Raw genomic sequence first — 12635 nt, 5'->3', positions numbered from 1 at the left:
CGTCCCGTACGGGCCCGACATGCCGACGAAAATGGACCTGCCAGAGCGGGCCAGACAGCGGCGATCCGGCAGTTCAGAGTTGTGTGGGTATTTGGCAACCCGTCAGGACACTCCCGGCAGAACGAGCCCTAGAGACCGACGAAAATTGGCCCGCCAGCGCGGCCCAGACGGCGACGATTCGGCAGTTCAGTGTTGTTTGGGTATTCTGGTATCTGCTCCAAAGTAGGAGGATTCGCCTAGCGGCCTATGGCGCACGCCTGGAACGCGTGTTGGGTTAACGCCCTCGGGGGTTCAAATCCCCCATCCTCCGCACAACGAACAAAGCCCCGGCCGGGAACAGCCGGGGCTTTTTCATGCCCTCCGCGGCCCGGTGGAGTAAACCCGGGCGATGCGACGCCGCGCGGCAGCCTCACTCGGCCCCTCCGAGCCCAAGCCCAGCCTCACGACCCTCAGCACGAGCCGGGTCGCCGCATCAACGGGCAGCGGTATTGGACCGAGGGACGGCACCCGCAGCCCCAGCAACTCCCGGTGGCGCGGTTCAAGGGTTGCCACAGCCGCCGCGAACAGCACGCGGTAGCCCAGCCGCTGGGAAGCCGGCAGGGGAGGGCGCTTGATGTACCGCAACGCTTCCTGCACCTGGCTGCTGTTGGTCAGTTCGGCGTCGAAGGCGGACAGCTGTTCGGCAAGTTCGCGCTCCGAGCGGGGCGGTGATTCCACGCCCATCAGTTCGCCGGCCTTGGCCCACTCGGCGACATACCGGTCGCCCCCGCCGGGGATGGGCGGGCCGTAGGCCTCATGTGCGGCGAGGAATGCGTCGGTGAACGCCAAATGGACCCAGCGCACAAGGTCGGGGTCGGCGGCCGAATACTCCCTGACAACCCCGTGGCTGTCCACGTAGCTGCCACGCACCCGCCGGTGAAGGCGTTGTACGAATGCCGAGCCCTCCTGCGCCGTGCCGGTTGAGCCGTAGGTGACCGTGAAGATCCACCGGATGGTGTTTGCGAGCCTGCCGAGCGGGTCCTCCCGGAAGGAGGAGTGGTCGTGCACGCCGGCCATTGCGCCCGGGTGCAGTGTCTGAAGGAGGAGCGCGCGGATCCCTGCGACCAGGGGCGTCATTGAACCATGGACTGCCCACACCGCGGAGTCCGGCAGGAAATAGCCGGCGTCCTCGCCGTCCTCAAGGTCAAGCTGCCATTGTGGGACCGCCGGATCACCGGCGGTGAACGTTGTGCGCAACTGGGTGCGCCAAGCTGAAACCAGGCTCATCACGACGTTGGCCTCCCGCGGAAACGATCAAACCCCATTCCCCCTCTCCACGAAGACGAAGGAGAGTGAGTTCCCTTCCCATCCGAGGTGACGTCGGCAACGAAGTAGCACCATCGGGACCGCAATGAAGGAGCAGCAATGCCTCAGGGAGACCTCACGTACGCCGAAGACCTCTACAACATCGACCTGACAATGAACGACGGCACGCAGAAGTCCTTCGGTGATTTCAGGGGCAGAACCGTACTCGTGGTCAACGTCGCCTCGCAGTGCGGGTTCACGCCTCAGTACGCCGGCCTCGAGCGGCTCTACCAGGACTACCAGGGGCAGGGATTGGTGGTGCTAGGTGTCCCATGCAACCAGTTCCTCAACCAGGAGCCCGGCACCGATGAAGACATCTCCTCGTTCTGCACAAGGAACTTCGGCGTGACGTTCCCCCTGACGAAGAAGGCGCGGGTGCGGGGGAGGAACCAGCATCCCCTCTACGCCCGCCTGACCGAGTTCCGGAGCCGGGGGGTGTTCCCCGGGCTGGTGAAATGGAACTTTGAGAAGTTCCTGATCAGCGGCGAGGGAGCCGTCGTCGCCCGTTTCGCTCCGACGGTTGAGCCCGATTCCGCCGAAGTCCGCACCGCAATCGAATCCGTCCTGCGCCGCACCGCGGCCTGAGGCTCTATCCCTGCAGGGAAGCCACGCAGCGCGCGAGGAAGGCGGCCCCGGCCTCCTCATGGACAAGACCGGACTCCGTCAGCACGGGGTAGGGCTTCTCGGGGATGCCGTCCGCGGGACGCACATCAACATGGGCGACGTCGTACCCGGCCTGGTGGAGGTAATCGGCCATCGCGTAATCGGTGCGCGAATCGCCCACAGTCCGCCAGACCGACGGGATCGCCTCCTGCGGAATGATCAGTTGCAGCGCCCGTTCGGCACCAAGATCCTTCCCGACCCGGATCGACTCGATGTCGGTTGAGATGATCGTCGGATCGACGCGGTAGGCGATGCCCCCGCTGCTGTCCGGCTCCTCGAAGCCCAGCCGCTGCGCTCCCATGTCGTGGCTGTGCAGGATGTCGAGTGCGTCGGCGTCGAACTCCTTCTGGCCCGCCAGGTAATCGCTGCTCTCCACCTCAAGGGACTGCTCGACCGAAACCATTGCGCGCTTTGTCTCATCGAAGAACATCAGGTGGGGATACTTCTCGAGAACGAGGTCGCGGACGTCGTCGGCGAAGCTCGACGGGAGCGCAAGCTCCTCGTCGATCTGCACTTCGCCAGCACCCGCGGCGCTGAAACTGAACCACACCGCACCCTTCTCGCAGACGGCGTGAAACTCGACTCCAGCGGGGATCCCGGCGGCAAGCATCGGCTCCATGACCTGCTTGCGGATGAAGTCGTCGGAGCGGCCGGTGTTGAAGATAATTGGCCAGCCGGCGTCAGCCAAGGTGATGAGGTCACCGATGATTCCCGGCGGAACGGTGCGGGTGACGGGACTCGCGATGGGGCCGTCGACGTCGAGGAGCAGGCCCATGCGGGCTTCGGAAAAGGGCATGTTCCATTATGGGCCGACAGCGGCCCGGCACCCACTTGACACGGAAAAGCTTAAGGTGCATACTCTTGGAATCGATTCCATGGAACCGATTCCACAATGGAGAGGAAGCCGTGAAGCAGGTTACAATCAAGGATGTGGCGGAAGCCGCAGGTGTTTCAAAAGCCACGGCGTCGCGCGTCCTCTCAGGCCACCCGGCCACTTCGCCCGAGGCACGCCAGGCCGTCGAGGCCGCAGCCGGACGGCTCGGCTTCCGTCCGAATGCGCAGGCGCGGTCACTCCGCAAGACCCGCACCCAGACAATCGGCCTCCTCCTGCCGGACGTCCGTAATCCTTTCTTCGCCGACCTGGCCCACGCAGTGGAGCAGAGGGCACGCGACTTCGGGTACATGACGCTGTTCGGCAATGCCAACGAGAGCGTTGAGCAGCAGGACCAGTACATCGACGTCATGCTGTCCCAGCGGGTTGACGGCGTCATCGCGGCGCCACAGGGCGATGGCGGCAACCTCGACCAACTGCTGCGCAGTGGGGTTCCCGTTGTCTTCGTTGACCGGGTGCTCGACGACTTCGACGTCCCATGCGTCAGTCCCGACAATTCGACGGGCATCCACGAAGCCGTGAAGCACCTCACCTCCCGGGGACACCGCCGCATCGGCTACATCGCCGGCCCGCAGTCAACCTCCACCGGCCGCGAGCGCCTGCGCTCCTACAAGGAAGCGCTGGCCGCCACGGGGGCGGACGACGACGCCGAACTCATCTTCCTCGGTGACTTCCAGGCCGCCAGTGGAGCCGAAGGCGCACGTACCCTCCTCGACCTCGCGGATCCGCCGACGGCCCTGCTCGCCGCGGACAGCCTGATGAGCATCGGGGCGATCGGGGTGTGCAACGAGCGCGGGACCGTCATCGGCACCGACCTCGCTTTCGTCGCCCACGACGACATCGAGGCGTTCACGCTCATCAATCCGGCCCTCACCGTCATCGCCCACGACGTCGATGCGATGGGACGGCTGGCTGTCGAAATGCTGACAGGAGTCATCGGGGGCGAAACCCCAGGCTCCCGCATCGTTCCCGGCCGCCTGATCGTCCGCGGCTCCACCCCTGAACTTGAGAAAGTACGGAAATCATGAACGGCAGTCCCATCCTTACGCTGGACAACGTGTCCAAGGCCTTCGGCCCCGTCACGGTGATCGACGGCGTCAGTGTCAACGTCCTGCCCGGCAAGGTGCAGGTCCTCCTGGGCGAAAACGGCGCAGGCAAGTCCACGCTGATCAAGATGATGGCAGGAGTGCACCAGCCGGACCGCGGCAGGATCCTCATTGACGGCGCCGAGGTCCAGCTTCCCGACACCAAGGCCTCGGAAAACCACGGAATCGCCACCATCCATCAGGAACTCAACCTGGTGGGGTCGATGAGCATCGCCGAGAACATCTCGCTGGGACGCATGCCCCGCCGCTATGGCCTGGTGGACAAGCGAAAGATGAAGGACGACGCCCGAGCCGCGCTCGCCTTGATCGGGCTCGACCTCGACGTCGACCGGCACGTGGGGGAGCTGGGTATTGCACACCAGCAGCTCGTGGAGATTGCCAAGGCCCTGAGCCTCGACGCCCGCATGCTCATCCTTGACGAGCCCACTGCGGCCTTGACCAAGCGGGAGATCGCTTCGCTGTTCTCCGTTGTGGAGGACCTGCGGGCACGCGGCGTCGGGATGGTCTTCATCAGCCACCACCTCGACGAGATTGCCGCTATCGGCGATTCGGTGTCAGTCCTGCGCGACGGCAAGTTCATCGCCGAGGTTCCAGCGACAACTGACGAGGATGAGTTGGTGCGCCTCATGGTGGGGCGCGACATCGACCAGCAGTTCCCGCGCCGCAGGGAGTACAACGGTCCTGCCGAAACCCTCCTCGAGGTCACCGGCCTCTCAACGAAGGGCATGGTCAACGACGTCTCCTTCTCGGTGAACGCCGGTGAGGTCGTCGCGCTCGCAGGGCTCGTCGGAGCGGGCCGCACCGAGGTGATCCGGGCCATCGCCGGAATCGACCCGTACACCTCAGGAACGATTTCGGTCCGGGGCAAGACCCTCCCGCCGCTCAACGTCGGCGCGGCTATCCGCGCGGGCATTGGCCATGTACCCGAGGACCGGAAGGTCCAGGGCCTCGTGCTGGGGGCTGCCGTCAACGAGAACATCGGCTATGCGACGCTCGCGGCCACGGCGCGGGCGGGAATCGTCGACTTCGCCGGGCAGCGGAAACGGGCCCAGGAGGTGGCGGACAAGCTGAGGATCCGCATGGCCAGCCTCGACCAGGCGGTCGGGTCCCTCTCCGGAGGCAACCAACAGAAGACCGTGTTCGCCCGGTGGATCGTCGCCGGCTCGACCGTGCTGCTCCTCGATGAACCGACCCGCGGGGTCGACGTCGGAGCGAAGGTCGAAATCTACGAACTGATCAATGCCATCACCGCGGCCGGCGGGGCCGTCGTGATGGTCTCAAGCGAACTTCCCGAAGTGCTCGGCATGGCCGACAGGATCGTCGTCATGAGCGGCGGCCACGTCTCCGGCCAACTGCCAGCCGAAACCGCAACGCAGGACTCAGTGATGTCACTGGCCGTCCGCGATGTAAAGCGTGAAAACGAAGACAAGCAGATGAAGGACGAATCATGAACAAGGTAGCTGTAGCTGTCCCCCAGGGGCGCGGACGGGAGACGTTCATGACGTTCCTCGCCGGCAACGGAGCACTCGTGGGCCTGGTGGTCCTCAGCCTCGCGCTCTTCATTGCCACCCCGGACTTCCTCACCGGTCCAAACCTCCTCAACGTCGGAATCCAAGCCTCAGTGATCGCGGTGCTCGCCTTCGGGCTCACCTTCGTGATCGTGGCGGCCGGAATCGACCTGTCCGTCGGATCGGTTGCGGCACTTTCGGCGATGGGCTCGGCCTGGCTCTTTTCGCAGGCCGACCTGCCCGGCTGGCTCGCACTCGGTGGAGGTCTGCTCTTCGGCACCCTCAGCGGCGCGGTGAGCGGGCTTGCAGTGAGCTTCGGAAGGCTTCCGTCCTTCATTGCCACCCTGGCGATGCTCAGCGTGGCACGCGGCCTCACCCTCGTCCTCTCCGGTGGCCGGCCCATACCCACCGCTCCCGAGGTTTCCTTCCTCGGCAGCATGCTCGGACCGGTGCCGATGCCCATCGTGGTGCTCGTCCTCGCGGGAACCGTCGCCGCCCTGATCCTCAACTTCACCGTCATGGGCCGCTACATGTACGCGGTAGGCGGCAACACCGAGGCTGCACGGCTCTCCGGCATCCCGGTACGCCGGGTCCTCATCACCGTCTTCGCGCTCTCCGGCCTCTTCGCGGGGCTCGCGGGCCTGCTGCTGTCGGGCCGCCTCGACTCGGCCCAGCCGCAGGCAGCAGTGGGTTATGAACTCGACGCCATTGCCGCCGTCGTCATTGGAGGCGCCTCCCTCGCCGGCGGCGTCGGACGGATCAGCGGAACCCTGATCGGTGCGCTCGTGCTCGTGGTCATCCGCAACGGACTCAACCTGCTCAACGTCTCATCCTTCTGGCAGCAGGTGGTGATCGGCGTCGTCATCGCGCTCGCCGTCGGTGTTGACTCACTGCGCCGCAAGACCGCGCAGCACTAGAACTTTCCTCTCAGTAGTCCCATTTAGAAAAAGGAAAAAACAATGAAGTTCTCCCCAACCAAGACAGTGGCGCTGACCGCGTCGGCCGCACTCCTGATCGGTGTTGCCGCATGCAACCGCGGCGGCGACGACACGGCGGCCGGCGGCGACAGCGTAACCCTGGCCATCTCGACGCTGAACAACCCGTTCTTCGTCGAACTGCGAGACGGTGCCCAGGCCGCGGCCGACGACGCCGGAATCACCCTCGATGTCGTTGACGCGCAGAACGATTCAGCGACCCAGACCAACCAGCTCGCCACCGCGTCCACGAGCGGCACCGACGGCGTCATCATCAACCCGGTCGACTCGGACGCCGCTGCGGCGTCGGTGGCACCGCTTGTCTCGAACGACACGCCTGTCGTTGCTGTGGACCGCACCGTCAACGGCGCAGAGGTCCAGTCGCTTGTTTCAAGCGACAATGTGGCCGGTGGCAGGCAGGCCGCCGACGAACTGGCCCGGGCGATGGGCGAAAAGGGAAAGGTGATCGTGCTGCAGGGCGTTGCCGGCACCTCCGCCAGCCGCGACCGCGGGGCAGGGTTCACCGAAGGACTCGAGGCCTACCCCGACATCGAAGTCGTCGCACGGCAGACCGCCAACTTCGACCGTGCTGAGGCACTCAACGTGGCAACCAACCTGCTGCAGTCCAATCCGGGTGTCACGGGGATCTTCGCCGAGAACGATGAGATGGCGCTCGGAGCCATCCAGGCGCTCGGCGAGCGGGCCGGCAGCGAGGTCAGCGTCGTTGGCTTCGACGGCACTGAAGAAGGGCTTGCTGCGATCGAGGCGGGCACCCTGACCGCCACAATCGCCCAGCAGCCCTCCGAGCTCGGAAAGCGCTCGGTCGAGGTCCTCGCGCAGCTGCTCAAGGACGAATCCGTCGAATCAATGGTTCCCGTCCCCGTGACCACCGTCAACGAGGAAAACGTAGGAGAATTCACCGAATGAGCACCAAACCACCGGGCATTGTCGTCGTAGGGTCGATCAACGCGGACCTCGTCGTGACGCTGGAACGCCATCCGCAACCGGGTGAAACAGTGTTGGGACGGTCAATGACCGTCCTGCCCGGTGGCAAGGGCGCCAACCAGGCCGTAGCGGCCGCCCGCCTGGGGGCGCCGGTCACTCTGGTCGGCGCCGTCGGCAAGGACGCCTACGCGGACGCAGCCCTTTCCGGGCTGCGTTCCGCGGGGGTCAAGCTCGCCCTCCACGCGGCGGAAGCCGGCACGGGCGTGGCGGTCGTCCAGGTATCCGGGTCCGGTGAAAACTCGATCGTCGTGATCCCCGGCGCAAACGCCGAGGTGACAGGCGACGTCGTGCGCTCCAATCGGGCCCTGATCTCCGAGGCTGCGGTTGTGGTCCTCCAGGGTGAAATTCCCGCAGGCTCCATCGCCGAAGCTGTTCGGCAATCGACGGGCCGCGTGGTGATCAACCTCGCGCCGGTGATCGACCTCGAACGCTCCGCGCTGCTGGCGGCCGATCCGCTGGTGGTCAATGAGCATGAGGGCGTCCTGGTGCTCGAACGGCTTGGTGTCCGGGACCTCCCTTCCGCCGCTGACCACCGCGGCATCATCGAAGGGCTTTCCGCGGCAGGCTTTGCCTCAGTTGTGCTCACCCTCGGTGCCGAGGGTGCCCTTGTCGCCTCCGACGGCGCCGTTGAGGCCTTCCCGGCCCCGAAGGTCTCGGCGGTCGACACCACCGGGGCCGGCGACGCCTTTGTTGGGGCGCTCGCTGCCAGGCTCGCTGCCGGCGACAGCCTGAGCTCCGGCGTCGAATTTGCCGTGCGGGTTGGCGCGTACGCTGTCCGGTCCGAGGGCGCCCAGCCCTCGTACCCGGCCCTCGGTGAAGTGCTCCCCGGCGGCGAAGGGAACATCGAAGGCGAAGGGGACCTCAAGTGAAACGCGGCGGCATCCTCAACCCAACACTCAGTTCCGCCATTGCGGGTCTGGGCCACGGGCACCTCGTGGTCATCGCCGACATCGGCCTGCCCATCCCCGAGACGGTGCGGACCGTCGACCTCACCCTGGTCCGGGGGATTCCCCGGTTCACGGACGTGCTGAGGGAGGTGCTGGCGGAGATCGTCGTCGAGGGCAGCATCATCGCCGCCGAAGCCCGGGACAGCGAGGTGGAGGCGTGGGTGAACAGCGAGGGGCTCACACCCCGTGCCATCACCCATGAGGAACTCAAGGCCCTGCTTCCCTCGGCCCGGCTGGTGATCCGCACTGGGGAGGCGACACCGTACGCCAACGTGATCCTCGAGAGTGGCGTCAACTTCTAGGGTGCGTATCCGTGGCCGGGGGTAACTCTTTGGCCACGGATACGGGCTCGCCGGGGCTTATATTCCCTTGAGCGATTGTTTTACCTAGGCTGTATCAGTGATCTTTAAAGCTGTAAGTGATGGCCGCCCGTATCCGGACCATGGACATGTGACCCCGAGAGACTGGGCAGAAGTGCCTCCGCGGCAGGTCCGACTCGACGAACTCGTCACCACCAAGACAACCCTCGACCTCGAAGCACTCCTCGCCGAAGACTCAACCTTCTTCGGAGATCTTTTTCCGCATGTCGTCCAGTGGCAGGAGACCCTCTACCTCGAGGACGGGCTCCACCGTGCGGTGCGGACCGCCCTGCACCAGCGCACCATCCTCCACGCCCGAGTCTTGGTGATCGATGGCTGATGAGCCCTCGAGCCGCCGTGCCCGGGCGCTCGCGAAGCGGGACCCCATTGAGTGGCACGGGCAGCGGATCGTCACTGAAACGGACCTCGGGGCGGTCTTTTCAAGCGACGACGAGGAAAACCCAGCCCCCCGCTTGTATACCAAGCGGATCATCCACGGCGTCGTGCTGCTGCTGCTCGTTGGGCTCCTCACCGCCGCCGTGATCGTTGCGGTGGGCATCAACCGCGGGGAGATCCGGATCGCGGCACTCGAGTCGAGCCCTGAACCAACCGAGACCTGCCCGCAGGGGCCCTTCGAGTTCCAGGATCCCAGCGCGGTGACCGTGAACGTCTACAACAGCACAGACATCGAGGGGCTCGCAGGCGGGGCCGCGGAACAATTGCGCAAGCGCGCATTTGTCGTCGCGGAAATCGGGAACCGCAGCGTCAGCGGAAACGAGGCAACAGCGATCATCGTCTCGGGCGCCGACGGCGCGGCCAACGCCTTCACCGTGCAGCGCACCATTCCCGGGTCCCTCTACGTTTCCGACGATCGGGCCGACAGGACCGTCGACGTCGTCCTCGGGAAGGCTTTCAAGGCCGTCGCCGCGGCGGACGCCGTCGACAAGAAGCCCGCGGGCCTCGCCTGCCTCGGGGCGCAGACCCAGGAGGCGGTGCAGGAGGCGTCACCCGGGGCAACGCCTGACGCCCCCTGACCGGAAGCGCCGCGCACCCCGACCGTGTCCCTCAGCCCACCCGTGCCAGCTTCCAGATGCTGGCCCTGCCCACCGCGGCCGCTGCGCCAACAAAGGTCGCGAAGGGAAGGGTCTGGGCGGTCACCGGCGGATAGATCAGGGTGAGGGCAAGAAAAACAAGCACTGTGAACACGAGAAAGAATGCCAGCACATGGGCCGACTGGCTGGCGACCCGACGGAGCGCCAGGCCGAGCAGAATGGCGACCGGCAGACCCGTTACCGCGGCAACGGGAAGACCGTACATCAGCGACAGGGCGAAGATGCTGACAAACCTCGATCCGCCCAGCGCCCAGGTGAGGGCCATTCCGGCGGCCAGCACGGCCATAGCGACGCAAAAGCCTATGAGGACGGCACCAGGCCCGAAGGTGACCCTTGGGTTCGGTCCGCTCCCGGGACGGTCTGAAGGATCAACCTGGCCGTGATTGAGGCCCTCCTCGTCCGGCACAGACACTGACGCCCCCCCCGCTCGCGAAGTCTTTCATCAAGGCTACAGTTGCGCCGGGCCGTGCGACTGTGGGAATTACGCGTAGTAGCGCCCGAGAACCTCGTCCTTCAGGTCGTAGAACGTTCCGTCAGCAATAGCACCCCGGGCGTCGTCGACCATGCGGATGACGAAGCGCTCGTTGTGGATTGAGATGAGGGTTGCCGAAACCATCTCCTTCGCCTTGAACAGGTGGTGGATGTAGGCGCGCGTGTAATTCAGGCAGGTGTAGCAGTCGCAACCCTCGACCAGGGGGGTGAAGTCGCGCTTGAAGCGGGAGTTTGAAAGGTTCCACCGGCCGTCCGGGGTGTAGAACGCCGAATTGCGGGCAACGCGCGTGGGGGAGACGCAGTCGAAGGTGTCAGCCCCGTTCTCGATCGCCGTGAACAGGTCATCGGGCTCCGAAATGCCAAGCAGGTGGCGGGGCTTGTCTTCGGGAAGCTCATCGCTGCACCAGCCGAGGATCGTGCCGAGGTTTTCCTTCTCGAGCGCCCCGCCGATGCCGAAACCGTCGAAGTTCATGCCGCCCAGGTCACGCGAGGCCTTTCGGCGCAGGTCTTCGTACTGCGCACCCTGGATCACTCCGAACAGCGCCTGGTAGGGGCGGTGGCTGCGTTCAACGGTGAGGCGTTCGTGCTCGGCGACGCAGCGCTCAGCCCACAGCCTCGTCCGTTCGAGGGATTCCTCCTGGTAGCCGCGGGAATTCATCAGCGTGGTGAGCTCATCGAAGGCAAACATGACGTCCGCTCCCAGCTGGTGCTGCACCTGCATCGAGATTTCCGGGGTGAACCGGTGCCGGTCGCCGTTGAGGTGGGACTTGAACCAGACTCCGTCGTCGTCGATTGCGGCGAGGCGCTCCTTTCCGGCGGCCACCCGGTCATCGGCGCCTGCGGCCTCGGAATCCACCGGTACGTCCATGTTGATGACCTTCTTGAACCCGGAACCAAGGCTCATCACCTGGAAGCCCCCCGAGTCGGTGAAGGTGGGCCCGGGCCAGTTCATGAACCGGCCAAGCCCGCCGGCTTCGTCGAGGATGTCCGCGCCGGGCTGAAGGTAGAGGTGGTAGGCATTGGCCAGCAGCGCCTGCGCGCCGGCCTCGTTCATCGACTCCGGCAGCACCGCCTTGACCGTTGCCTTGGTTCCCACGGGAATGAACGCCGGCGTCTGGATGTCGCCGTGCGGTGTGGAGATGACCCCGGTGCGGCCGTGCCGGGGCCGATCACCGTGTCCCGGAGGAGCCGTTTCCTCGAGCCGGGTACCGACGGTGAACGAGAATGACGACTGCTGGGACTGTGGATGCACTTGTCCATTTTGCCAGCAACAGCAGGTCCTTCCCGCCACTGCCTCATCCGGAGCCATGGCCCGGCAGCGGCCGCGCCGGGCCTCCGGGTGGGGCTCAGCGGCCGGCGAGTGCTGCGACGGCGCTCAGCTCGTTGAGGATCCGGCGCTCGAGGACCTCGCGGCTGAGGGTTTCGGAGCCGCCGTGTGCGCGCAGGTAGAGCAGGACGCCCAGGCGCAGCACGCGCCAGTCCTTCTCGGCGGTGCGGTTCCCCGCAGCGGCCGCGCGCACGATCTCCGGATCGTAGAGCTCCGGGTTGTTCAGCCGCCGCTGCCGGACCTTCGCCGCGAGCTTGACCCGCAGCGGATCGGTTTCGGCATCGTCGGCAACGCGCAGGGCGGCGGAGTACCGGCTGGAGCGGGCTTCATCGTCGCGCGTGATGAAAGCCGCGATGGCAAGGGCGCTCTCAACCCACTTCCACCGCCCGAAGTTTCCATCGAACTCCAGCACGGTGAGGAGGTCGGCTGTGCGAAGCGCGCTCTCCTGGTCGCCGCGGTCAACGAAGAGGGTCAGCGCGAGGTCGTGGAGGTCCTGAAGATTGCTCCCGGCCTTGAAGTTGATGCCGCGGGAGAGCCGTTCGGCGAGCTCGGCAACGCGTTCGTCACCCGGGTGAAGCGCGGCGACCTCCGCCACAAGCTCCTCCGGCGAGCCGTCGTCGGCCGCGACGGCTGGGGAGGCGGGAGCGGCTCCATCCGCTTCGATGTAGACCACCGACCCGCTTGCCATCCTGAGCGTTCCGCCCCCTGCGAGCCGGGCGACGACGACGGCGGGAACCCCGAAGTCGTCGGCCTCGATCTCGGTGCCTTCAACGACGGCTGACGACGCGCCGTCGGGCAGTGCGATGTTCTGACCTGCAATGACGGCATTGGCGGCCACGGGCCGGAGCTCCATTTTCCTGCCTTCGTCTTCCACTTTTTACGTACCTCGCCTCCGCTGCCCCCGCG

Annotated in this window: 14 protein-coding genes and 1 tRNA gene; 10 read left to right on the top strand and 5 right to left on the bottom strand. The window is 65.8% G+C overall.

Annotated features, from left to right (window positions below; genetic code table 11):
• Window positions 1–225: 225 nt before the first annotated feature.
• A tRNA-Ser gene (locus tag AC4D14_RS12020) sits at window positions 226–310 on the top strand.
• A gap of 41 nt (window positions 311–351) precedes the next feature.
• Here the strand turns inward: AC4D14_RS12020 and AC4D14_RS12015 are convergent.
• Entirely contained in the window at window positions 352–1269 is a 918-nt protein-coding gene (locus AC4D14_RS12015) for an oxygenase MpaB family protein (protein ID WP_490902587.1), read from the bottom strand.
• A 135-nt stretch (window positions 1270–1404) separates the two neighbouring features.
• Between AC4D14_RS12015 and AC4D14_RS12010 the strand changes: the two genes are divergently transcribed.
• The gene (locus tag AC4D14_RS12010) at window positions 1405–1929 is read left to right on the top strand and encodes a glutathione peroxidase (RefSeq protein ID WP_490902585.1); all 525 of its coding nucleotides are present in this window, start codon (window positions 1405–1407) and stop codon (window positions 1927–1929) included.
• A 4-nt stretch (window positions 1930–1933) separates the two neighbouring features.
• Here AC4D14_RS12010 and AC4D14_RS12005 read toward each other — a convergent pair whose 3' ends face one another.
• The gene (locus AC4D14_RS12005; protein WP_490902583.1) at window positions 1934–2803 is read right to left on the bottom strand and encodes a Cof-type HAD-IIB family hydrolase; all 870 of its coding nucleotides are present in this window, start codon (window positions 2801–2803) and stop codon (window positions 1934–1936) included.
• A gap of 110 nt (window positions 2804–2913) precedes the next feature.
• Here AC4D14_RS12005 and AC4D14_RS12000 point away from each other — a divergent pair, with 110 nt between their 5' ends.
• From AC4D14_RS12000 to AC4D14_RS11965, 8 genes are all read left to right on the top strand, one after another.
• The gene (locus tag AC4D14_RS12000; RefSeq protein ID WP_490902581.1) at window positions 2914–3927 is read left to right on the top strand and encodes a LacI family DNA-binding transcriptional regulator; all 1014 of its coding nucleotides are present in this window, start codon (window positions 2914–2916) and stop codon (window positions 3925–3927) included.
• Window positions 3924–5456, top strand: a complete 1533-nt coding sequence (locus AC4D14_RS11995) for a sugar ABC transporter ATP-binding protein (protein WP_490902579.1) — start codon at window positions 3924–3926, stop codon at window positions 5454–5456. Before AC4D14_RS12000 ends, AC4D14_RS11995 begins: the two co-directional genes overlap by 4 nt.
• Window positions 5453–6430 carry an ABC transporter permease gene (locus AC4D14_RS11990; protein WP_490902578.1) on the top strand — a complete coding sequence of 326 codons (978 nt, stop codon included), beginning with the start codon at window positions 5453–5455 and terminating at the stop codon, window positions 6428–6430. The genes AC4D14_RS11995 and AC4D14_RS11990 overlap by 4 nt, the downstream gene beginning before the upstream one ends.
• Before the next feature lie 42 nt (window positions 6431–6472).
• The gene (locus AC4D14_RS11985; protein WP_490902576.1) at window positions 6473–7414 is read left to right on the top strand and encodes a substrate-binding domain-containing protein; all 942 of its coding nucleotides are present in this window, start codon (window positions 6473–6475) and stop codon (window positions 7412–7414) included.
• Window positions 7411–8361, top strand: coding sequence for a ribokinase (locus AC4D14_RS11980; protein WP_490902574.1), 951 nt, complete (start codon window positions 7411–7413; stop codon window positions 8359–8361). Before AC4D14_RS11985 ends, AC4D14_RS11980 begins: the two co-directional genes overlap by 4 nt.
• Window positions 8358–8741, top strand: coding sequence for a D-ribose pyranase (gene rbsD / locus AC4D14_RS11975; RefSeq protein WP_490902571.1), 384 nt, complete (start codon window positions 8358–8360; stop codon window positions 8739–8741). Before AC4D14_RS11980 ends, rbsD begins: the two co-directional genes overlap by 4 nt.
• Before the next feature lie 97 nt (window positions 8742–8838).
• Window positions 8839–9138, top strand: coding sequence for a type II toxin-antitoxin system VapB family antitoxin (locus AC4D14_RS11970; RefSeq protein ID WP_490902569.1), 300 nt, complete (start codon window positions 8839–8841; stop codon window positions 9136–9138).
• On the top strand, window positions 9131–9832 hold the full coding sequence (locus AC4D14_RS11965) for a LytR C-terminal domain-containing protein (RefSeq protein ID WP_490902567.1): 702 nt from the start codon (window positions 9131–9133) through the stop codon (window positions 9830–9832). Before AC4D14_RS11970 ends, AC4D14_RS11965 begins: the two co-directional genes overlap by 8 nt.
• Window positions 9833–9863: 31 nt before the next feature.
• Here the strand turns inward: AC4D14_RS11965 and AC4D14_RS11960 are convergent, their stop codons facing one another.
• From AC4D14_RS11960 to AC4D14_RS11950, 3 genes are all read right to left on the bottom strand, one after another.
• A complete protein-coding gene (locus AC4D14_RS11960; RefSeq protein WP_490902564.1) occupies window positions 9864–10196 on the bottom strand; it encodes a hypothetical protein in 333 nt (110 codons plus the stop codon).
• A 195-nt stretch (window positions 10197–10391) separates the two neighbouring features.
• Entirely contained in the window at window positions 10392–11654 is a 1263-nt protein-coding gene (gene tgt, locus AC4D14_RS11955) for a tRNA guanosine(34) transglycosylase Tgt (protein WP_490902560.1), read from the bottom strand.
• Between the two features lie 94 nt (window positions 11655–11748).
• The gene (locus tag AC4D14_RS11950; RefSeq protein ID WP_490902558.1) at window positions 11749–12582 is read right to left on the bottom strand and encodes a DUF6707 family protein; all 834 of its coding nucleotides are present in this window, start codon (window positions 12580–12582) and stop codon (window positions 11749–11751) included.
• Window positions 12583–12635 lie beyond the last annotated feature (53 nt).

It is taken from the genome of Arthrobacter sp. TJ-254 (assembly GCF_058269175.1).
The sequence above is the reverse complement of the archived record's forward strand: the minus strand, read 5'-3'. Positions and strand labels throughout refer to the sequence as shown.